A 20,688-nucleotide genomic window follows, 5' to 3' on the forward strand; every position below is an offset into this window, starting at 1 on the left:
CGGCGGTCAGGCGGTGGGCACCGGCTCGGCGGGCTCCTCCCGGGGAGCCCCCTTGCGGTTCCTGGTCCGGCGCCGGACCAGGAACACGACCACCACCAGTCCACAGAGGACGATCACCAGCGGCACCCACGGCACTGCCCACCCGTTCCCGGTGGCCGCCACGGCGGGCAGCACCGCCGTCGAACCGGCCGCGTCGGGAAGCAGCGGGGTGAGCGTGACGCTCCCGGCCAACCACACCGCGGGCACCACCCCGTGCACCGGCACCGAGACCGGCCACTTCTCGCCGGGCAGCAGGGACGGCGTGTCGGCGACCGGATCCGCCGCGCGGGACCAGCTGCCGAACGGCCCCGACACCGAGGCCGACTGCCGCACCGCGACGATCGCGTTCCCGGTGTTGTGCACCGTGTACGTCAGCACCGCGTCGCCACCCGAGTAGTCCACGCGGACGTCCTCGGCCGAGACACCGGGCGCCAGCGCGCCCCCGACGCGCAGCCGGATCCGGATGCCCACCCGCCGCTCCACACCGTCCTGGACCAGCGACGTCACGATGCCGCCCATCCGGTCGCCCGGCGTCGCTCCGGCGGGCACCGCCAGCGTGAACGGCACCTCGATCGTCTGTCCCGGTTGGACGGTCACGCTGCCGGTCGCCGGGGACACCCACGCGCCGACACCCGTCGACGCGGTGTCCCGGGTGAGGAGGTCCAGCTTGCCCTGCGCGGTGGTGAACGCGTCGGCGGCGTAGACGGCCAGTTCGAGCGGCGCACTGCCGTTGTTGGTGACGATCAGGCCGTCCGTGAGCTGTTCGCCCGGGTCCAGGGTGTAGTTGTAGTTCACCCGGTCCGAGCCGAACTCGCCGTCGGCCGTCGCCACCGACCAGGGCACGTCGTCCTGCGCGGCGGCGGGCACCGCGCCCGTCAGCACGGCGAACAACGCGGCCGCCGCCGCGGCGGCGGCTCGAAGAGTCAGCATGGGACAGTCCTAACCGGAGAGGGCGGGCGCCCCGGGGGACGCCCGCCCGGTGGAAAACTCAGCTCAGCGCGGTGACGGTGGCCTTGCCGTCCCTCGGCTCCTGGCCGACCCAGTCGGGACGGCCGGGCTTGCCACCGTGGCCGTGACCCCGGTCGCCGGTGGTGTGGATGACCACCTTGTCGACGAGCGAGCCGACCGGCCGCGCGGGCGTCGCGCCGCTGTCCGGCCCGCACCACGACACCCGGCCCAGCTCCACCGCGGCGTTCGGCGCCGCACAGGTGCCGCTGCGCACGTTCTCGACCACGAGCTTGTCGTCGCGCACCTGGACCTTCACGTAGGTGCGGACGTGCTCCTGGTTCTCCACCGAGTTGGCCCAGTGGTGGTCCGGATTCAGCGGGTCCGGACCGTAGTCCGGGTCCTTGCTGGTGTCCGGCGCGGTCAGGTCGTAGTACTTCGAGCCGGACGCCGAGTTCGCCGTCACGTAGATGACGCCGCCCGGGCCCTGGACCACCTGCGTGGCGCCGGGCTGCTCGGCCGGGTTCGCCTTCTGCCCGTTCTTGATCTCGTAGCTGCGCGAGTAGCTGTGGTCGTGGCCCTGCAGGACCAGGTCGACCCCGAGGTTGGAGAACGCGGTGGGGAAGTCCTTGCGGCGCTGCTGGTTGTCCGTGTCGTTGGCGTGGTCGGCGGGCGAGTAGATCGAGTGGTGGTAGACGAGCACGATGTGCTTGGCGTCCTTGCCGTGCTCGTGGATCACGTCGGTGACGTAGCCGATGTGCGCCTCGTCCGAACCGGCGGCGTAGGCGTTGCTGTTCAGGTCGACGAACAGCACGTCCTTGTAGACGTACCAGTAGTCGCCGCCGGAGCGCGCCGCGGCGTCACCGTTGTAGAACGGCGCGGAGCGGTCCGTGTTCGGGGTCCAGAAGTGCTGCTCGTAGGCCTTGCCGCCGACGTCGTGGTTGCCGATCGTGGCCGCCCACGGGTACTGGCGCAGCCTGTCGGAGGCGAGGAACGCGTCCCACTGCGTCTCGTTGTTCGCCGACTCGACCTGGTCGCCGCCGGAGACCAGCAGCTCGGCGTCCGGGTTCGCGGTCAGCGCCACGTTCAGCGTGTCCGCCCAGCCCGCGCCGTCGCGGGCGGTGTCGCCGGACGAGCCGATCTGCGGGTCGCCGAAGAACAGGAAGTCGAAGTCGCCCTTGAACTTCTGCGTGCGGAACGTGTAGACGGGCGACCAGCCGCCCTCGGTGCCGACGCGGTAGGCGTACTCGGTGTTCTGCTTCAGGCCGTTGATGGTGGCGTGCCCGTTGTAGCCGCCGTTGACCGTGTTCGCGGCGACGGTGGCGGGGAACGTGGTGGCGTTGCGGGGGAATTGCCCGTTGCGCACCTTGGACGCCGGGGCGACCTGCACGACCTGGGCGGTGTTCGCCGAGGTGTACCAGCTCACGACGCGCTGCGACTCGGTGGCGCCGACGCCCAGGACGATCCCGGCCGGCTTGGCGGTTTCGGCGGCGCCGGCCGTGGTGACCAGACTGCTGCCGAACACCACCGTGACGCCGAGGACCGCCGCGGCGGCGCCGCGGGCCACGCGACGCCGATCGCCCGATCTGGAGTTTTTCATCAGTTCCGTCCGTTTCGGATTCGACGGGGTTGGGAAGATCGACTGGAGCGTCGTCCGCGTCCGTGTGGCGCAGGTGAACGGAACCGGTCGCACCGGTGTCCGGTCCTCGAAGAACGTGAGGTCACAGACCGGAAATCCGCTCGGCGAACCACAAAAGCCCCATCACCGTCACGCCCGCGGCGATCGCGCCGGTGGCCCAGCGGCCGACGACCGGCGAGCGGCGGCGCAGCAGCGCCAGCAACGGGAAGGCGATCGCGATGATCGCCAGCTGCACCACCTCGATGCCGACGTTGAACACCAGCAGCGACCACAGCAGCGACCACGACCACGCCTGCTCGATGCCCAGCGCGCCGGCGAAACCGAGTCCGTGCACGAGTCCGAAGCAGAACGTCACCCCGAGGCGCGCCCACCCGGTGCGGTCCAGCGCGAAGCGGCCGGACGCCTCCAGATCGATCGCGTCCGCGCCGCGCCGCCACCACCGCCACAGCGGCCAGGCGGCGACGATCGCGATCGACAACGCGATCACCGGTTCGACGAACGCGTCCGGCACCCGGACTGCCCCGAGCGCGGCGAGGATGAAGGTGATCGAGTGGGCGAGCGTGAACGTGGTGGCCGCCAGCACGATCTCGCGCGGGCGGCGGGAACCGGCGATCAGCGCCAGCAGGAACAGGATGTGGTCGATCCCGGTGAGCAGGTGCTCGGCGCCCAGCCGGAAGAACTCCCAGAACCGCTGCGCCCCGGACTGTTCGGTGGAGAACGACGGGTGCGCCGCGTCCAGCGCGGCGCTGCCCGAGGCCAGGTCCAGGTCGTAGGTCACGATGGTCTTGGTGTCGCGGACGTAGCCTTCGCCGTCGGGGAACAGTCCACTGCGGACCTCGTGCACCGTCGAAATCGGACACCGGACATCCAGGACGAGACGGGCGTACGGGACGCCTTCCCGTTCCTCCATGGTGAATCCGCCGTCCTGCACCGGGGTGCAGGCGCTGCCCTGCGCGGTCACGGCGAAGCGCTCCGCCACGTACTTCAGGACAGTGCCGGCGTGCGCGTCCAGTGCGGCGGCCTGCGCGACGGGATCACGGGCCTCGAACGCCGCGGTGCCCTGGTGGAACAGCGGATCGTCGTCCTCGTAGTCGGCGGCGGAGACGACCAGCAGGTCGTACTCCAGTCCCAGTTCGACGCGGACGTGCCCGGGTCCGGGCGAGGTGAGTCCGGCGTAGACGGTCGAGGTGAACCCGTGCGCGGCGGCCGGCGCGGCGGTCAGGACGAGAGCCACGGCCGCGGCGGCGACAGCGAAAGCGGCGCGTCTGAGGGGGCGGGACATGTCCGCACACTGCTCGCCGGAGGTGAACGGCCGACGGCTGCCGGGCGAACAGGCGGCGGACGGATCCCGACGACAGCCGCCGCGCCGCCGCTGACCGGGTAGGAATGGGACATCCCCTGTCCCCGTGGAGGAAGATTCCCGTGCGCGTTCCCGCTGCCGGTGTGCTCGCCGCGATCGCCGTGCTGCTGACCGGGTGCGGCCCGGCCGACGACTGGTCCGGACCACACGCGGCGCCTGGTCCGGTCGGGACACTCGCGCCCGGCTTCGTGACCGCGCCGCCCACCCCGGAGGCGACGATCACCCCGAGCCCCGGCTCGTGGGACGGCGTGCACCCGGCGCCCGGTTACCGCGTCGTCCTGCTCACCGCGGGGGACGACGCGCCGACGAAGACGCTCACCGACGCCGTGACCGCGTGGGCGGAGGCGGAAGAGGTCAGCCTGAAGACGGTCACGGCCACCGGGCCGGACGACTACGTCCCGGGCATCAGCCGGGCGATGGACCTGAAGCCGGACCTGATCATCGCGGCGGGCAACGCGCTGGTCGACCCGCTCGCGCTGGTCACCGCCAGCCACCTGGACCAGCAGTTCCTGGTGCTCGGCGCGGAACTGGCCGAGCCGACGGAGAACGTGACGGCGGCGAACTGGCCCGGCGCCTCCTTCCGCGGCGAAGGCCTGGACATGTCCTCCTCCTTCGACGCGGCGTCGTTCACGCCCGCCCGGGCCGCCGCCGCGGTCCGGGCCGGCGTGGCGAGCGTCCTCAACCACCTGACGGGCATCGTCGTCCGGCTCCCGTAGGGTCACCGCCGCAGCTCGGCCACCTTGTCCAGCCAGCCCAGCTTGTGCGGGTTGTTGATGCCGTAGATGCGGGTGATCCGGCCGTCCTCGACGACGAGGCTCAGCGCGGCGGCGGCGCCAGCCACGTCGAGCCGGACGCCCGGCATGCCGTTGACCCAGGTCGCGCTCGCGGTGAAGCCGGTGAGCTCGGCGGCGCGCGCGAGCAGCGTCGCGACCCGCTCGGCGCCGACGACCGGCTTGCGCGCGGCGGGCACCACGCCGCCGCCGTCGGAGATCACGACCACGTCCGGGGCGAGCACGTCGACCAGGCCCTGCACGTCGCCGTTGGACACGGCGGCGAGGAAGCGCTCCACGGCCGCCTCCTGCTGCGCCCGGTCGACCTGCATGCGCGGCCGCCGGGCGGCGACGTGCTCGCGGGCGCGGTGCGCGATCTGCCGCACCGCGGCGGTGCTCTTGCCGAGCGCCTCGGCGATCTCGCCGTAGGGCACGTCGAACACGTCGTGCAGCACGAACACCGCCCGCTCGGCCGGCCCCAGCGTCTCCAGGACGGTGAGCATCGCGATCGACACGTTCTCCGCGAGCTCCACGTCCTCGGCCACGTCGGGGGTGGTGAGCAGCGGTTCGGGCAGCCACTCGCCGATGTAGTCCTCGCGCCGCCGGTACACCGAGCGGAGCCGGTTCAGCGCCTGCCGCGTCACCACGCGGACCAGGTAGGCCCGCGGGTCCCGCACCTCCGCCTGGTCCACGTCGGCCCAGCGCAGCCAGGTCTCCTGCACGACGTCCTCGGCGTCGGCGGCGGAGCCGAGCATCTCGTAGGCCACGGTGAACAGCAGGCTGCGGTGGGTGACGAACGGGTCGGTCAACGTTCCTCCTCTGGTCGTTGCCCATCCAGACACCGGCGGCCGTCCGGATGTGACATCACCGCTCCCGCCGGCCGTCCGCGATGATGTGCGGCTCCCGTTCAGTCGTCGCTCACCCTAATGAGCACCTTCGACTACAGCACCACCCGCACGCTCGACGCCCAGGTCGGCAAGGCTGGCGACGCTCGCCGTGGACGGCGGCAGGTCCTGCTCTAACAGCGGGCCCGCTCGCCGCGACCTAGGAGCATGGACGACGCCGACCTGTGGCGGGCCGTCGACACCCAGCGCGTGGCGATCGCGGACCTGCTGGACGACCTGACCGACGACGAATGGGCCCACCCGTCGCTGTGCGAGGGGTGGACGGTGCGGGACGTCGCGGCGCACCTGGCCAGCCAGTACCGGATCCGGTTGCGGGACGCGCTCGCCGGGGCGATCCGGGCGCGCGGCAACATCGACCGCGCCATCCACGACGCCGCCTGCGCCTACCGCAAGCCCGCGCCCGAGCTGGTGGCGGAGATCCGGGACCTGGCCGGGTTCCGCCGCATCCCGCCCGGCATCGGCCTGGAGGAGGTGCTGATCGACATCCTCGTCCACGGCCTGGACATCGCATTGCCGCTGGGCCGGTCACTCGCCGTGCCGCCGGATGCCGCCGCCCACGTCGCGCAGCGGCTGTGGGACAAGCCGCGCATGTTCCACGCGCGCCGGCACTTCGGCGGGCGCCACTACCGGGCCACCGACACCGGCTGGTCGGCGGGCGACGGCCCCGAGGTGAGCGGCCCGGCGTGGGCGATCATGCTGCTGTTCGCCGGGCGCCCGGCCGCGCGGGCGCACCTCACCGGCCTGCGGTAGTCAGCCGGTGACGTCGAGCGCGGCGCGGACGATGCTGTCGCTGTCCAGGCCGTGGTGCCGGTAGACGTCTTCGAGCGAGCCGGACTGGCCGAAGCCCGTCACGCCGAGCGCCGTCGTCCGGACGCGGTTGATCGTGGCGAGGAACGCCAGCGTGTGCGGATGTCCATCCAGGACGGTCACCAGGGGAGCGGCGCGGTCGGCGGGGAAGGCGGCGTCCAGGATCCAGGTGTCGGCCCGTTCGTGGCCCTGCCGGGCCCGGACCGCGCGGTGGAGCAGGTCGGGGCTGGTCACGCACACGACGTCGGCCGGAACGCCGATCTGGTCGAGCCGGGCCGCGGCGTCGAGGGCCTCGGGCACGAGCGCGCCCATCACGGCGATGGTGACGGCCGCGCCCTCCGCGCGGCGCAGCGGATACGCGCCGGCGACGACCTGGCGGCGTCGGCGTTCGCGGGCGGCCGGGTCCGACGGCACGTCGGCGAGGCTCTGGTCGACCGGGCGGGTGGACAGCCGCAGGTAGGCCGAGCTGCCGCCGGGCTTGCCGAGCTGCGCCATCGCCGCGAGCAGCGTCCACTCGGCGTCGATCGCGAACGCGGGTTCGTAGGAGAGGCAGCCGGGCTGTTCCAGTCCGATCGACGGGGTCTTGATGGACTGGTGGGCGCCGCCCTCGGGGGCGAGGGTCACGCCGGACGGGGTGCCGATGAGGATGGACTGGCCGCCGGCGTAGATGCCGTAGGACCACGGTTCGAGCGCGCGCTCGACGAACGGGTCGTAGAGCACGCCGATGGGCAGCAGCGGCTGGCCCCAGCGGCTCCAGGTGGCGCCGAGCTCGCCGAGCAGGCCGACGAGGTTGGTCTCGGCGATGCCCAGTTCGATGTGCTGGCCGGTCGGCCGTTCCCGCCAGTGCAGGATGGTTTCGCTGTCGTCGGCGAACCAGTCCGGTCGTTCCTGGACGGACCAGACGCCGACCTTGTTGACCCAGCCGCCGAGGTTGGTGGTGGAGCTGACGTCGGGGCTGACCGTGACGACGCGGCGCGCGGTGTCCGGGGCTTCGCGGGTGAGGTCGAGCAGGGCGCGGCCCAGCGCGGCCTGGGTGGTCGCGGTGCCGGTCGGGGTGCGGCCGAAGTCGGACGGCACCGGCGGCGGAGCCGCGGCCGGGATTTCCGGGCGGCGCAAGCGTTTCGCGGTGGCCCGGCAGAGCTCCTGTTCGGGGCTGCCGTCGGCGAAGGGGCGCCAGGGGTCGTCGAGGTCGGTGCCCAGCCGCTCGGCGAGTTCCCGCATCTGGGCGTCGGTGAGCAGGGCGGAGTGGTTCTGCGGGTGGCCCTTGGTGGCCAGGCCGTGGCCCTTGATCGTGTAGGCGAAGACGACCGTCGGGCGGGTGTCGTCGATCGCGGCGAAGGCCTGGTCGAGTGCGGTGAGGTCGTGCCCGCCGAGGTTGGCGATCGCGTCGGTGAGGGTGGTGTCGTCGAGGTCGTCGAGCAGGGCCGCGATGGCGGGGCTGTCACCGGGAAGCCGGCGGCGCAGTTCGGCGGCGTGGCAGCGCAGCAGGCGCTGGTACTCCGGGTTGGGCATGGCGTCGATGCGCTGCCGCAGTTCCGCGCCGCCGGGGCGGGTGAACAGTTCTTCCAGCAGGCGGCCGTACTTGAGGACGATGACCTGCCAGCCCGCGGCGGCGAACATGCCCTGCAGCTTGTCGGCGGCGATGTTGGGCACGACGCGGTCCAGGGACTGGCGGTTGAGGTCGACGATCCAGACGATCTCGCCGAGCTCGGCCACCCCCGGGTCGAGGACGGCCTCCCAGACCGCGCCCTCGTCCAGTTCGGCGTCGCCGACGAGCGAGTACTGGCGGCCGGTGCCGGCGCCACCGAACTTGGTGTCGACGTAGCGCCGGGAGACGGCGCCCCAGATCGGGGCGGTGGCGCCGATGCCGACCGAGCCGGTCGAGTAGTCGGCCGGGTCGGGGTCCTTGGTGCGGCTGGGGTAGCTCTGCAGCCCGCCGAACTCGCGCAGCCGCGGCAGGTAGGACGCGTCCAGCTCGCCGAGCAGGTGGTTGATCGCGTGCAGCACCGGCGAGGCGTGCGGCTTGACCGAGACGCGGTCCGCCGGGCGGAGGTGGTTGAACCACAGGGCGGTCATGATGGAGACCATCGACGCCGACGACGCCTGGTGGCCGCCGACCTTGAGGCCGGACGGGTTCGGGCGCACGCGGTTGGCGTGGTGGATGATCGCGCTGGACAGCCACAGCACCCGGTCCTCGACCGCGCGCAGCACGTCGGTGGCGGGTGTGGTCGTGGTGGGGGTGCTCATCGGGCCGTCCTCGATCCGGGTGCAGGTTGCTCACAGTGAACCAACCTGCTGAACTGTTGCTCAACACCCCGGCTGGAAATTGAGCAATCTGCCCAGCGCCGGAGCTGGTGTGCGAGGGAGAGGCGAGCACAATGCCCCAGGACGGCTTCGTCGACGCGGTGGACGCCCGGATCCTGCTGGAACTGGCCGAGCACCCGCGTGCGACCACGCTCGCGATCGCCGACCGGGCCGGGATCTCCCGCAACACCGCGCAAACCCGGATAGCGCGCCTGGAGGCCGGCTCGCTGGACTCGTTCGAACGGCGGATCTCACCGGCCGCGCTCGGGTACCCGCTGACCGCGTTCATCACGGCGCAGGTGACGCAACGGCTGCTGGACGAGGTGGCCGCCGCGCTCGCCGAGGTGCCCGAAGTGCTGGAGGTGCAGGGGATCTCCGGGCCGGTCGACCTGATGGTGCATGTGGTGGCGCGCGACGCCGACGACCTGTACCGGATCGCCGGGCTGATCCTCGCCATCCCCGGCGTGGAGCGCACCAACACGGCCCTGGTGATGCGCCAGCTGGTCGACTACCGGATCAAGCCGCTGCTCCACCAGGCGGCGGGGCCCGGCTAGCGGCCCGGGCGGCCGCGCTCGCGGCGGATGCGCAGGAGCACGCCCAGCACGAAGCCGAACACCGCGCTGCCGGCGACGGGCAGGAACCATGGGGCGCTCGGGTAGATGCGGAACCCGACGACGACGCAGACGACCAGGACCACGGCGCCTGCCGCGGCGGCCGTGTAGGAGCGTCGTCGAGTCACGTGCCCTCCCGGGCCTGGGCCAGCCGCGGCGGCCGGGTGCGAGGGGGTGTGTCACTCCGGTTCGGCGGGAACCGCGGTGAGCGCCGTTGAGCTACGTGCCCCGGCGACGTCATGCCAGCTCGGCGGAAACCACCGCGGGTAAGTCGCGCAGGCGGGCCAGCAGGTGGTCGATCTCGTCGCCCGGCAGCAGGACCGCGCAGACCATGCTGCTCTCCCGGACGCCCTCGCGGATGTCGACCGACAGTTCGTGCACCGGGCGGCCCTGCTGGGACAGGGCGCCGATCAGGGTGGGGACCTGCGTGGCGCCGCCGGTGAAGTAGGTGGCGATGCGGCGCCGGACGAGCATCGTCGAACGCGGGGCCGGGGTGTGGAACGTGCTGACGGACATGGCGGATCTCCAGGAAGATCGAGAAACCGGACGGATCCGGGCCAGGTCCCGAAAAAGCGATCGCCGACACTGCGCGCCGGCGACCTGGGTTCAGCCGGCGCGCCGGGCTACGAGTCGCTGGGACGTCAGGCGCTGCACGGCGCAAGATTAACACGACACCGGCCCGATCGCCGACACCCCGGCCCGGGGTGCCGGCGACGGGTGCTACCGGGTCACCCGGAACCGCAGGTGGGTCGCGGCCGGTGTGACGAGCACGTCGGTGCGTTCCAGCTCGACCGCCGACGGCAGGGTGTCGAAGAGCCGCGTGCCGCCGCCGATCAGGAGCGGGACCACGTGCACGTGGATCTCGTCCACCAGCCCGAGCGGGAGCGCCTGCTGCAGCACGGTCGCGCCGTGCAGGCCGACGAACTTGTCCCCGGCGACCTCCTGCGCCGAACCGATCGCGGCAGCCACCCCGTCGCTGAACGTGTACCCCGACGGGTACCGCTCGGGCGGCTCGCGGTGGGTGACGACGAAGCACGGGACGCCGGGCAGCGGGCCGCCCTCGCCCCAGATGTCGACGCACTTGTCGAACGACTTTCGGCCCATCACCACCGCGCCGGTGACGTCGATCGCCTGTCGCAGCAACGCCCTGTCGTCGTCGGTGGCCGCGTCGAACAGCCAGTCGTGCAGCGTGCCGGCGCCGTCGCCGAACGGGTTGTCGCGGCTGTCGTTCGGCCCGGTGACGTAACCGTCGAGCGAAACCGACATGTCGGAGATGACGAGTGCCATGGAACTGCCCCTTCCGTGGATGTTGTCACTCCTGCGTCGGACGAGCGTGCTCGGATTCGACAACGCGGTACCGCAGGTGGGTCGCGTCATGGCCGTCCAGCCGGCGGGTCAGTCGTAGTTCGGCGGCGTGGCCATCGAACAGACGGCGGCCCGCGCCGAGCAGGACCGGGACCAGGTGGATCTCCAGTTCGTCGAGCTCACCGGCGGCCAGCAGCGCCTGGGCCGCGCCCGCGCCGTGCACCAGGATCGCCTCCCCGCCCGCCGCGGCGCGGGCGTCGGCCACGCAGGCCGCCACCTCGGTGTAGTAGCGGGCGCTCCCGGGCGGCTCGTCGTCGGGGTGGTGGGTCAGCACGTGGATCGGCACGCCGTCGTGGTGGTCGCCCTGCCAGCGGCCCGCCAGCTCGAACGTCCGCCGCCCGGTGATCACCGCCCTGGTGGCCATCGCTTCGGCGAACACCTGGCCGTCCGGGCCGGGCGACTCACGCCGGTCCAGCCAGTTGAACAACCGCCCGCCGCCGCGGCCCAGTTCTTGTCCGGGGCGATCGTCGGGGCCCGCGATGTAGCCGTCCAGCGACATCGCCATGTACAGCCGGGTCAGTGCCATCGGACCGTCCTTCCGCTCGGGTGTCTCACCATCACGTCGGACGGCGGCGCCGGTTTTCGACAGCCCGCTACGCCTCGTTGCCGGGGGAGAGGTCGCGCACCGACTGGAACCCGAGCTGCGGGCCGAGCCCGGTCGCGGTGGTGCCCTCGACCGGGCGCAGCAGCAGCCCGACGTGGTCGCCGGTGTCGTGCCGGGACAGGATCTCGCCCGCGAACCAGCCGGCGCAGTCGTCGAGCACGGGGACGCCGCCCGGGCCCGGGTGCCAGGCGCAGCGCGTGAACTTGTCGGTGTCGAAGCCGGTGTGGCTGCCGAACAGCTCGGCCAGCCCGGGCACCGACGTGTCGAGCCGGTGCACGACCACCGTCGACGCCCCGGCGGCGACCTCGAAGGTGTGGTTCTTCTTCGACAGCCACACCATGAACCGCGGCGGATCGATGCTGCACTGCGCGGCGAACCCGACCAGGCACCCCGCGCGCCGCCGCCCGTCGGTGGTCGTCACGACGAACATCGGGTAGTCCAGCGCGCCGACGACCGTCTCGAACCCCTCAGCTGCCACGGCTCAGTTCTACCCGAGCCGTGGCAGCCGAGGGGCGCCGCGCACCCGCCACCCGGAACCTCAGCGGCCGAGGAACTCCAGCAGCGCGGTGTTGACCTCGTCCGGGTGGGTCCAGGCGATGTTGTGCGGCCCGCCGGGCACGGTGACGAACTCGAGGTCCTTGACGAGCCCGGGCAGCCGCGCCGCGGTGGCCTCGTACGGCAGGATCCGGTCGGCGTCGCCGTGGATGAGCAGCACCGGGACGTCGATCTTGGGCAGGTCGTCGCGGAAGTCGGTCAGCCAGGTGTCGACGCAGGCGTAGGCGGCGTGCGCCGAGGCGGCCACCGCCACGTTGAAGCTGTTCTGCCACGCCTGCTCGCTGATGCGGGTGCCGGCGTAGGTGTCGACGTTGTAGAAGTTGTCGAGGAAGTCCTTGAAGTAGGCGGGCCGGTCCTTGACGACCGCCGCCTTGATGTCCTCGAACACCGACTTGTCGACACCCTCGGGGTTGTCGTCGGTCTTGAGCAGGTACGGCGGGATCGCGCCCATCAGCACGGCCTTGCGCACCCGGTCCGAGCCGTAGGTCCCGAGGTAACGGGTGACCTCGCCGGTGCCCATCGAGAAGCCGACCAGCACCACGTCGTCGAGTTCCAGGTGGTCCAGCAGCGCCTTCAGGTCCGCGGCGAAGGTGTCGTAGTCGTAGCCGACGGTGGGCTGGCTGGACTGGCCGAACCCGCGCCGGTCGTAGGTGATGACGCGGTACCCGGCGGCCAGCAGCACCCGCTCCTGCTTCTCCCACGAGTGCCCGTTGAGCGGGTAGCCGTGGATCAGCACCACGGGCGTGCCGGTGCCGTGGTCCTCGTAGTGGATCTCGATGTCCTCGGAGTTCTCACGGCCGACGGTGATCTTCGACATGGTGTTTTCCTTCCTGTGTCAGGGTTTTCAGGCCACCGGGGGCACGTACGGGAATCCGGCGGTGGGCTTGCTGGTGACCGATTCGCGGCCGATGCCGAGCCGGATCGGGGTGTTGGCGGCCGTGGAGAACATGACGTCCGGCGCGTTGTCGGTCAGCGCGCGGCCGTTCCACTCCGCGAAGCCGAACGACGCCGGCGTGCCCACCGTGTAGGGCAGGACGTTCGGGAAGAACCGGTGCGCCAGCTTCTCCCCGTAGGCCTGCGGGTCCTCGGCCGTGCCGTACGCCGCGACGACCCCGGCGATCTCCTTGCCGACCAGGTCGCCGTAGGTGGCGTAGTCGTCCGCGGGCACGCCGGCGTTGAGCCGGTCGCCCAGGTCCTCGTTGTACTGCGTGAACAGCGGGTGGATCATCGGCAGCCCGACGCGGTTGATCGAGCGCCAGCCGCCGGCGTCGGTGGCCAGAGTGGACACCGCCCACACGCCGACGCGGCCCGCGCCCAGCTCGGCGTCCGGCACCTCCAGCACGATCGAGTACACCGTGTGCCCGGCGAACAGGTTGGCCGCCCGCGCGTCGGTCCAGTCGCCGAGGTCGACCGTCGTGCCGTCCTGGAACGCGTGACCCACCGCGTGCAGCACGTCCGGCTCGATCCAGAACGGGTCGCCCGCCTTGCCGGTCCACACGCGCAGCCCGCCCGCGCCGGTGACCGTCTCGCCGGTCACCCCTTCCGCTACGACCTCGCCCGGCGCGAACGGGTCGGTGGCCGCGGCGCCGGTGATCCGCCGCAGCACCCAGGTCTGGCTGCCCTGCTCGTCCCGCTCGCCGAACACGAACCGGTACGTCAGGTCCTCCACGACGTCACCGTTCGTGTCGACCTTGAACTCGTACATCCCCTCCGGGTGGTAACCGGGCACGGGGATGTCGCCGGCGATCGAGTGGCACACGTTGATGACGAACACGGTGCCGGTTTCACCCCGGAACACGTACAGGTCGGTGATGTCGAGCCGGACGTCCTGACGGGCGATCGGCGAATCGAGGTGGTGCGACATGGTTTCTCTCCTTTGTGGACTTGCGGTTCGACGGTGGTGGTCAGGCGCGCGGTGACCAGCGCTGCTCGATGCGGCCGTACCGCCAGATCAGGGCCGCCACCAGCCAGGTGACGGCGAACAGGCCCGCGACGGCGAACCCGAGTGTGTTGAGGTCGAGGCCGGCGTTCCACGACCAGAACCCGCCCGACCAGCCGAACTGCCCGGACAGCACGGACAGCAGTTCGGCGGCGCCGATCAGCACGGCCACCGCGACGGACAGCCCGGTGACCGTGAGGTTGTAGTAGATCCGGCGCACCGGGCTGGCGAACGCCCAGCCGTAGGCGAGGTTCATGAACGACCCGTCGATCGTGTCGAACAGGGTCATGCCGGCGGCGAACAGGACCGGCAGGCACAGGATGGCGTACCAGGGCAGCCCGGCGACGGTGGCGCTGCCCGCGAGGACGAGCAGCGCGACCTCGGTCGCGGTGTCGAACCCGAGCCCGAACAGCACCCCCAGCGGGTACATGTGCCACGGCTTCCCGATGGCCCGGGTGAACCGCCCCAGCAGCCGGTTCAGCAGCCCGCGGTGCGCCAGCTCGTGCTCCAGCGCCGCCTCGTCGAACTCGCCGGACCGCAGGCCGCGCAGCACCTTCAGGATGCCGGCCAGGATCACCGCGTTCACCGCGGCGATCAGGACCAGGAACGAGCCCGACACCGACGTCCCGATCAGCGACGTGTAGCGGTGCAGCGCGGAGCCGTCGTCCCGCAGCGGCCCGGCGATGGTCCGCACGCCCAGCGACAGCAGCAGCGCGAGCCCGAACACGACCGTGGAATGGCCCAGCGCGAAGAAGAACCCGACCGACAGCGGACGGCGGCCCTCCTGCATCAGCTTGCGGGTCGTGTTGTCGATCGCCGAGATGTGGTCGGCGTCGAAGGCGTGCCGCATGCCCAGCGTGTAGGCCGTGACGCCGACGCCGAGCCCGAGTGCGGGCGCCCCGACGTGACCGTGCGCGACCAGGAGCAGGGTGCCCCAGCCCAGCACGTGCAGGGCGGCGATCACGGCGGCCATCCCGCCGGCGCGGCCCCACTCCCGCCGCGACAACGGTTGCCGGGAGACCCGGGTCAGCGTGGTCGTCATGCTCTTCCCTCCGGCCGATCCACTTCGGACTCGATGACTCCGAGCCTGCTCGCCCGCGGCCGCCGGAGCCATGACGCCGCCTCCACAACGCGGTGTGGGGTTTTCCCCACACCGCACCGGTGCCGGCCCGATCCGGTTCTCGGGAGCACGCCATGGCGCGCCCCGGCCGCCGCGGTGACGCTGAGGAGGAGACGGGCACGACGCCCGCGCGAACCGGAGGTAGTCATGACCCAAACCACCGAGAAGACCCGGCGGATCCCCGCCGCGGGAGCCGTCGGCTTCACCGCCTCGCCGGCGCTGGCCCGCGACCTCCAGCTGGTGCTGGCCGACCTCGTCGAACTGCACCTGCAGGCCAAGCAGGCGCACTGGAACGTGGTCGGCCCCGGCTTCCGCAGCCTGCACCTGGAGCTGGACGACATCACCGCGGCGGCGCGGGAAGCGAGCGATCTGGTGGCCGAACGGCTGCGCGCCCTGCACGGCGTGCCGGACGGCCGGTCCGGCACGGTGGCCGCCACCACGACGCTGGCGGCCTTCCCCGGGGGCGAGCGGTCCACCGCGGAGGTGATCGAGGCGATCACGAACCGGCTGCACGGCGTCGCGTCGACGATCCGCGTGGTGCGGGGTTCGGTCGACGCCGAGGACCCGGTCACCACCGACCTGCTGCACAGCGTCGTGGAAACGCTGGAGAAGCACGCGTGGATGCTCGGCGCGGCGGGGCGGGAACCGCGGCGCTGACCGGAATCCGTTATATGCTCGGCAAGTGAGGACGGACATCACGGTCGTCGTGGGCGAGGACCAGGCGCTGGTGCGCGAAGGCATCGTGCGGATGCTCGAACGCGCGGGCTGCACGGTCCTCGCCGCGGTCGGCACGGCCACCGAGCTCGTGCACGAAGCCCGGCGGCACAAGCCGGACGTGGTGATCACCGACATCCGCATGCCGCCGCAGTTCGACGAGGCCGGCCTGCGCGCCGCGATCGAGATCCGCGCGAGCGAACCGGGCATCGGCGTGATCGTGTTGTCGCAGTTCCTCGACGACACCTACGCCATCGACCTGGTCGGTGATCGCGCCGAGGGCGTCGGCTACCTGCTCAAGGAGAAGGTGGCCAGCCCCGAGCTGCTCGTCGACGCGGTCCGCCGGGTCGCCGACGGCGGCTCGGCCCTCGACCCGGACGTGATCGCCCGCCTGGTGGGCCGCAAACGGGTCGACAGCCCGCTCGACGGCCTCACCCAGCGCGAACGCGAGGTGCTCGCGCTGATGGCCGAAGGTCACTCGAACTCCGGGATCGCCGCCAAACTCGTCGTCACCGTGCCCGCGGTCGAGCGGCACGTCACCGGGATCTTCAGCAAACTGGGCCTGACCGACGCCGCCTCCGGGCACCGCCGCGTGCTCGCCGTGCTCAGGTACCTGGGGCAGTGAACAGCGCGGCCAGGTCGGCTCCGACCAGCTGGTCCTTGGGCACGAACGCCCGCACCCCGGCGCCGGTGAGGGTCTGCTCCGGGTAGCCGTGGTGGTCGGTGGAGGTCAGGACCACCGCGGGCGGCTCGGGTTCCCGGTGGATCTCCCGCGCGAGGGTGAGGCCGTCGGTGTCGGGCAGGTTCACGTCCAGCAGCACGCCGCCGGGGCGGTGCGCGCGGATCGCGGCCATGGCCTCGCTGCCGTCGGCGGCGGCGTCGACCACCTCGAACCCGCGCACGGCCAGCAGACGGCCGGCGACGCGGCGGAAGGCCGCGTCGTCGTCGACCACCAGCACCGTGAATCCCATACCGCAAGCCTCGTCCGCCACGGCTTCACACGCAATGGGGAAAACCCCACGATCATGGAACCGGGATCCGGGCACCGGGCAGTACGCTGCCGGTCCAGCACGTGCCGTGACGCTGATCTCCAGCGCCTCGGCGACGACGAATCAGGTGTGGACCTCGACCGCCGCGGGCAGACCGCGCCCGGCCAGCACGGCGGGACGCAGGTCCGCGACCAGGTCGCGGAGTTCGGCGATCGCCGTGCGCGCCTGTTCGACGGCTTCGTTGATGAGTTCCGCTTGACCCGGCGGCTCGCACTCGCTGGTCAGCTCCAGTGCGATGAGGACGTTGACCAGCCGGGCCTGCACGCGCTCGCGCAGCTCACCGGCCAGCCGCAGGCGAAAGTCGGCGATCCGGCGCTGTGCCGCGCGATCCGGCACCCGTGGTCGTACTGCTCCACTGTGGACTGCGGTCGTCTCCGTCAGCTGCATGTCCCAAGCCTCCGCCGTGGCGGGGCGGCCGGGTAGCGGGCGAGTCCTATCAGCTCATAACCGCTGCTTATGTCCCGCCGGTGAGCGGGATGGTGGCCCGCAGCGAGGTGCCACTCCCCGGCGGCGAGGACAGGGCGAAGTCGCCGTCGAGCGCCGTGACGCGGTCGGCGAGCCCGATCAGGCCGCTGCCCGTGCCGTCGAGGTTCGCGCCGCCCGCGCCGTCGTCGCTGACGTCGAGGATCAGCGTCGCGCCGTCGCAGCGCAGGTCGACCGTGATCCCGGTGGCGCCGGCGTGCTTGACCGCGTTGGTGATCGCCTCGGACACCACGAAGTAGGCGTTGACCTCGATCGTCGGCGGCAGCCGCCGGGGGAGGTTGCCGGTGATCACCACCGGCAGCGGGGTGCGCGCCGCGAGCGCCTCGACCGCGGGCAGCAGCCCGCGCGAGGTCAGGATCGCGGGGTGGATGCCGGCGACGAGGTCCCGCAGTTCGTCGATGGCGGCCTGTGCCTGGCCGACCGCTTCGTCGACCAGTTCGCCGACGCCGGGCGGCAGCTCCTCCCGCGCCAGCTGGAGTCCGATGAGGAGGGCCACGAGCCGTTGCTGCACACCATCGTGCAGGTCGCGCGCCATCTGGCGGCGCACCTCGGTCGTGGTCTCCACGATCCGCCGCTGCGCCGCCCTGGACTCCACCGCGCGCACCTGCGCCGCGTCGCGTTCCCGGATCATCCGCTCGGTCGCGTGCCGCTCGGTGAGGTCGGTGAAGGCGTAGACCAGGCCGGGCCCGTCGTCGAGTCGCAGCGGCGCCGACCACCACGCGATCGGGAACATCGACCCGTCCCGCCGCACGAACCAGTCGTTGTCGCCGTGCGCGGTCTCGCCGGTCAGCCGGGGCCGCAGCATCGGGCACTCCGCCGCCGGGTACGGCTCGCCCGTCACGCGCTTGTAGTGCACGGTTTCGTGGCTCGGCCGGCCGCGCAGCTCCGACACGTCGTCGTAGCCGAGCGCGTCCAGCGCGGCCTTGTTGGCGAACATGATCAGGCCCTCGGCGTCCACCACCCAGACCGGTTGCGGCACGCTGTCGAGGATCAGCGGCAGCAGCGCGTCAACCGACCTCATGGCCACGCCCGCGCGCCCGGTCGCCGTCGGCGGTCTCGGTGGTCCGCAGCGAGCCCAGCAACGCGAGCCGTTCCTCGGTCGCGCTGCCCGGCTGCGCCTGGAAGACCTTGAGCTGCTGGCCGGGGGCGCTGTTCACGGTGAACGAGTGGTAGCTCAGGTCCAGCTCGCCCACCTGCGGGTGCCGGATCCGCATCGGCTCGTGCTTCTTCTCGCGCACGTCGTGCCGGGACCACAGCCGCACGAACTCCGGGCTCTTCACCGTCAGCTCGCCGACCAGGTCGGTCAGCCGCTGGTCGTCCGGGTCCTCACCGGCGGCCACCCGCAGCGCCGCGACACCCTTGGCGGCCACCGAGTCCCAGTCGCGGTAGAACTCGCGCGCCGCCGGGTCGAGGAAGCAGAAGCGGCCGAGGTTCGGCTCCGGCCCGGCCGGCGCGTACAGCGCCTGGCCGAGCGGGTTCGCGGCGAGCACGTCCAGCAACGGGCCCACGACCATGGCCGGGGAGTGCGTCCAGGTGTCCATCAGCCGCCGCAGATCCGGGTCCACCTGGCGGAAGCGGCGCCGCCGCGGCCGGGGCCGCGCGAGCCGGTACAGGTGCTCCACCGCCTCCTGGTCCAGGCCCAGCACCGCGGCCAGCGACTGTAGGACGTGGTCGGACGGGTTGCGCTCGCGGCCCTGTTCGAGCCGGGCCAGGTAGTCCGTGCTGATCCCGGCCAGCGTCGCCACCTCCTCGCGGCGCAGGCCACCGCGGCGGCGACCCGAGTCGGCGAGACCGAGATCGGCCGGGGTGACCACGTTGCGGCGAGCCCTGATGAACTGGCCGAGCCGGTTGTCGTCCTCCACGGATCGAGGGTAAGCGCACCGGGGCCGCGGGCGGTAGGAGTGGCACTCCTACCCAGCGCGTCGATTACCCTCCCGCTCTCGTGCTGAAGAAGGCCTCGTTCGCGGTGTCGCGCCTCATCGAGTTCGCGTTGCTCGCCCTCGGCGTGCTCGTGTTCGTGTTCGACGACCCGGTGTTCGTGATGTGGTGGGACCTGCTGGCGGCCGTGTACCTGGGCGTCCGGATCCGGCGCGTGGCGCGCAAGTCCGCGGGCCCGGACTGGCGGCGCAGCCTGCTCGGCGGGCGTGGCGGCCTGTTCTTCACGGTGTTCACCAGCGTGGTCGGCATCACCTGCGGCCTGACCATCGTGCTGGGCACCGGCGACGACCTGATCGCCAGGGTGTTCGGCGTGCCCGCCGTGCTGCTCGCCTGGGCGATCCTCCACTTCGGATACGCCGAGCGGTACGCGCACGCCTACTACCGGGCGCTGCCGGAACGGCAGTTCGCCTTCCCGGACACCGAGACACCCGTGTTCGCCGACTTCGCGTACTTCGCGTTCACCGTGGGCACCACGTTCGCGGTGTCCGACGTCGAAACCCGTACGACGGCGGCGCGGTCGCGGGTACTCTCGCACGGGGTGCTGAGTTTCCTCTACAACACCGCGACGCTCGGAGTCGCGATCGGCGTGATCACCGGGAGTTGACGTGTTCGGCGCACTGGCCTTCGACCTGGATTCGGTCGCCACCCTGCGGTTGTGCAGCTGGCGGGACAACGGCTGGCGCGCCCTGCTGATCCGGTCCTACGCCAACGACCCGGTTGCCGAGGAGGTCCTGCTGCCTGCCACCGCCGAGCAGACCCTCGTGCTGATCACCTCGGGCACCAAGACCATCGAGTCGAGGGCGGGCGCGCGCTGGCACAGCGCCGAATACGGGCCGGGCCGGATCGGGATGACCGCGCCGCACCAGGAGGCGCACCTGCGCTGGCGCGGCGCGGCCACGACCAGCACCAACGTCTACCTGCCCGCCGGGCTGCTCGAACGGACCGCCGCCGAACTCTTCGGGCGCGGCGCATCGCGGGTGAGCCGGCCGGACGCGCTCGCCGCCGACGACCCGGTGCTCGCGGCCGTGCTCACCGGACTCGGCGACGCCGCGCTGGCCGGGGCGGACGAGCTGTACGCGGAGACGGCGGCCGCGTTCATCGCCGCGCACCTGCTCACCCGGCACGCCTCGGCGCCGGAACCGGCTCCGGTGCGCGCCGAGGACATCCGGGTGCGGCAGGCCGTCTCGTTCATCCACGACAACCACCACCTGCCGCTGACACTCGCCGAGATGGCGGCCGCGGTGGAGTTGAGCCCGTTCCACTTCCTGCGGGTCTTCAAGGCCGCGACCGGGACCACCCCGTACCGGTTCTTGAACACGGTCCGGATCGACCGCGCACGGCGGTACCTCGGGCGGACCGACCTGCCGGTCAGTGACATCGCGCACCTGTGCGGGTTCACTTCGCCGTCCCGGCTGGCGATCGCGTTCCGGCGGGAGACCGGGGTGTCGCCGACGGCGTTCCGGGAGCAGCAGCAATAACCGGCTCATCACACAGCAAGCAGGGGAAGGCGCACGCCCGCCGCGGAACCTAGCGTGGCGGGC

24 protein-coding genes are annotated in these 20,688 nt (G+C 72.0%); 7 read left to right on the plus strand and 17 right to left on the minus strand.

Going from position 1 to position 20,688, the window contains the following annotated elements:
* Window positions 1-6: 6 nt before the first annotated feature.
* The 3 genes from AMY39116_RS0327735 to AMY39116_RS0327745 all read right to left on the minus strand — a co-directional run bounded on the left by AMY39116_RS0327735 (window position 7) and on the right by AMY39116_RS0327745 (window position 3,905).
* On the minus strand, window positions 7-969 hold the full coding sequence (locus tag AMY39116_RS0327735) for a WxL protein peptidoglycan domain-containing protein (RefSeq protein ID WP_020420871.1): 963 nt from the start codon (window positions 967-969) through the stop codon (window positions 7-9).
* 58 nt (window positions 970-1,027) lie between these two features.
* Window positions 1,028-2,584, minus strand: coding sequence for a metallophosphoesterase family protein (locus tag AMY39116_RS0327740; protein WP_084506167.1), 1,557 nt, complete (start codon window positions 2,582-2,584; stop codon window positions 1,028-1,030).
* Window positions 2,585-2,705: 121 nt separating this feature from the next.
* Window positions 2,706-3,905, minus strand: coding sequence for a HupE/UreJ family protein (locus tag AMY39116_RS0327745; protein ID WP_020420873.1), 1,200 nt, complete (start codon window positions 3,903-3,905; stop codon window positions 2,706-2,708).
* Between the two features lie 140 nt (window positions 3,906-4,045).
* On the opposite strand from AMY39116_RS0327745, the gene AMY39116_RS0327750 reads away from it, so the two are divergent.
* Entirely contained in the window at window positions 4,046-4,699 is a 654-nt protein-coding gene (locus AMY39116_RS0327750; protein ID WP_027936268.1) for a hypothetical protein, read from the plus strand.
* A gap of 2 nt (window positions 4,700-4,701) precedes the next feature.
* Here AMY39116_RS0327750 and AMY39116_RS0327755 read toward each other — a convergent pair whose 3' ends face one another.
* Window positions 4,702-5,562, minus strand: coding sequence for an RNA polymerase sigma-70 factor (locus AMY39116_RS0327755; RefSeq protein WP_020420875.1), 861 nt, complete (start codon window positions 5,560-5,562; stop codon window positions 4,702-4,704).
* 243 nt (window positions 5,563-5,805) lie between these two features.
* On the opposite strand from AMY39116_RS0327755, the gene AMY39116_RS0327765 reads away from it, so the two are divergent.
* Window positions 5,806-6,408: a maleylpyruvate isomerase family mycothiol-dependent enzyme gene (locus AMY39116_RS0327765; protein WP_020420877.1), complete on the plus strand. Its 603-nt coding sequence runs from the start codon at window positions 5,806-5,808 to the stop codon at window positions 6,406-6,408.
* Here AMY39116_RS0327765 and AMY39116_RS0327770 read toward each other — a convergent pair whose 3' ends face one another.
* Window positions 6,409-8,712, minus strand: coding sequence for a pyruvate dehydrogenase E1 (locus tag AMY39116_RS0327770; RefSeq protein ID WP_020420878.1), 2,304 nt, complete (start codon window positions 8,710-8,712; stop codon window positions 6,409-6,411).
* 131 nt (window positions 8,713-8,843) lie between these two features.
* Here AMY39116_RS0327770 and AMY39116_RS0327775 point away from each other — a divergent pair, with 131 nt between their 5' ends.
* A complete protein-coding gene (locus AMY39116_RS0327775) occupies window positions 8,844-9,323 on the plus strand; it encodes an Lrp/AsnC family transcriptional regulator (RefSeq protein ID WP_020420879.1) in 480 nt (159 codons plus the stop codon).
* On the opposite strand, the gene AMY39116_RS46340 is transcribed toward AMY39116_RS0327775, so the two are convergent.
* The 8 genes from AMY39116_RS46340 to AMY39116_RS0327815 form a co-directional block, all read right to left on the minus strand.
* Window positions 9,320-9,508, minus strand: coding sequence for a hypothetical protein (locus AMY39116_RS46340; RefSeq protein ID WP_157358708.1), 189 nt, complete (start codon window positions 9,506-9,508; stop codon window positions 9,320-9,322). The two genes, AMY39116_RS0327775 and AMY39116_RS46340, sit on opposite strands and share 4 nt — an antisense overlap.
* A 109-nt stretch (window positions 9,509-9,617) precedes the next feature.
* A complete protein-coding gene (locus AMY39116_RS0327785; protein WP_020420881.1) occupies window positions 9,618-9,896 on the minus strand; it encodes a hypothetical protein in 279 nt (92 codons plus the stop codon).
* A gap of 204 nt (window positions 9,897-10,100) precedes the next feature.
* Window positions 10,101-10,667: a dihydrofolate reductase family protein gene (locus AMY39116_RS0327790; RefSeq protein ID WP_020420882.1), complete on the minus strand. Its 567-nt coding sequence runs from the start codon at window positions 10,665-10,667 to the stop codon at window positions 10,101-10,103.
* A gap of 25 nt (window positions 10,668-10,692) precedes the next feature.
* Complete coding sequence (locus tag AMY39116_RS0327795) at window positions 10,693-11,271, minus strand: dihydrofolate reductase family protein (protein WP_020420883.1); 579 nt, start codon at window positions 11,269-11,271, stop codon at window positions 10,693-10,695.
* A 67-nt stretch (window positions 11,272-11,338) separates the two neighbouring features.
* Window positions 11,339-11,827 (minus strand): flavin reductase family protein, encoded by a 489-nt coding sequence (locus tag AMY39116_RS0327800; RefSeq protein ID WP_020420884.1) that lies wholly within the window; start codon window positions 11,825-11,827, stop codon window positions 11,339-11,341.
* A 60-nt stretch (window positions 11,828-11,887) separates the two neighbouring features.
* Window positions 11,888-12,721, minus strand: a complete 834-nt coding sequence (locus AMY39116_RS0327805; RefSeq protein WP_020420885.1) for an alpha/beta fold hydrolase — start codon at window positions 12,719-12,721, stop codon at window positions 11,888-11,890.
* 27 nt (window positions 12,722-12,748) lie between these two features.
* The gene (locus tag AMY39116_RS0327810) at window positions 12,749-13,768 is read right to left on the minus strand and encodes a DUF4331 family protein (protein ID WP_020420886.1); all 1,020 of its coding nucleotides are present in this window, start codon (window positions 13,766-13,768) and stop codon (window positions 12,749-12,751) included.
* 40 nt (window positions 13,769-13,808) lie between these two features.
* Window positions 13,809-14,885 carry a HoxN/HupN/NixA family nickel/cobalt transporter gene (locus AMY39116_RS0327815; protein ID WP_020420887.1) on the minus strand — a complete coding sequence of 359 codons (1,077 nt, stop codon included), beginning with the start codon at window positions 14,883-14,885 and terminating at the stop codon, window positions 13,809-13,811.
* A gap of 225 nt (window positions 14,886-15,110) precedes the next feature.
* On the opposite strand from AMY39116_RS0327815, the gene AMY39116_RS0327820 reads away from it, so the two are divergent.
* Window positions 15,111-15,620 carry a Dps family protein gene (locus AMY39116_RS0327820; protein WP_020420888.1) on the plus strand — a complete coding sequence of 170 codons (510 nt, stop codon included), beginning with the start codon at window positions 15,111-15,113 and terminating at the stop codon, window positions 15,618-15,620.
* 25 nt (window positions 15,621-15,645) lie between these two features.
* Window positions 15,646-16,302: a response regulator transcription factor gene (locus AMY39116_RS0327825; protein ID WP_020420889.1), complete on the plus strand. Its 657-nt coding sequence runs from the start codon at window positions 15,646-15,648 to the stop codon at window positions 16,300-16,302.
* Here the strand turns inward: AMY39116_RS0327825 and AMY39116_RS0327830 are convergent.
* The 4 genes from AMY39116_RS0327830 to AMY39116_RS0327845 form a co-directional block, all read right to left on the minus strand.
* Window positions 16,283-16,648, minus strand: a complete 366-nt coding sequence (locus tag AMY39116_RS0327830) for a response regulator transcription factor (RefSeq protein WP_020420890.1) — start codon at window positions 16,646-16,648, stop codon at window positions 16,283-16,285. The two genes, AMY39116_RS0327825 and AMY39116_RS0327830, sit on opposite strands and share 20 nt — an antisense overlap.
* Window positions 16,649-16,789: 141 nt before the next feature.
* Window positions 16,790-17,113: a histidine kinase gene (locus AMY39116_RS0327835; protein ID WP_084506169.1), complete on the minus strand. Its 324-nt coding sequence runs from the start codon at window positions 17,111-17,113 to the stop codon at window positions 16,790-16,792.
* A gap of 67 nt (window positions 17,114-17,180) precedes the next feature.
* A complete protein-coding gene (locus AMY39116_RS0327840) occupies window positions 17,181-18,230 on the minus strand; it encodes a PAS domain-containing sensor histidine kinase (protein ID WP_027936271.1) in 1,050 nt (349 codons plus the stop codon).
* Window positions 18,217-19,071, minus strand: coding sequence for a helix-turn-helix domain-containing protein (locus AMY39116_RS0327845; RefSeq protein WP_020420893.1), 855 nt, complete (start codon window positions 19,069-19,071; stop codon window positions 18,217-18,219). Before AMY39116_RS0327845 ends, AMY39116_RS0327840 begins: the two co-directional genes overlap by 14 nt.
* An 80-nt stretch (window positions 19,072-19,151) precedes the next feature.
* Between AMY39116_RS0327845 and AMY39116_RS0327850 the strand changes: the two genes are divergently transcribed.
* Both AMY39116_RS0327850 and AMY39116_RS0327855 read left to right on the plus strand, forming a co-directional pair.
* Window positions 19,152-19,751, plus strand: coding sequence for a DUF1345 domain-containing protein (locus tag AMY39116_RS0327850; protein WP_020420894.1), 600 nt, complete (start codon window positions 19,152-19,154; stop codon window positions 19,749-19,751).
* A 1-nt stretch (window position 19,752) separates the two neighbouring features.
* Entirely contained in the window at window positions 19,753-20,625 is an 873-nt protein-coding gene (locus AMY39116_RS0327855; protein ID WP_020420895.1) for a helix-turn-helix domain-containing protein, read from the plus strand.
* The last annotated feature ends 63 nt before the right edge of the window (window positions 20,626-20,688 follow it).

It is taken from the genome of Amycolatopsis sp. ATCC 39116, assembly GCF_000231075.2.
Taxonomy (GTDB): Bacteria; Actinomycetota; Actinomycetes; order Mycobacteriales; family Pseudonocardiaceae; genus Amycolatopsis_E; species Amycolatopsis_E tucumanensis.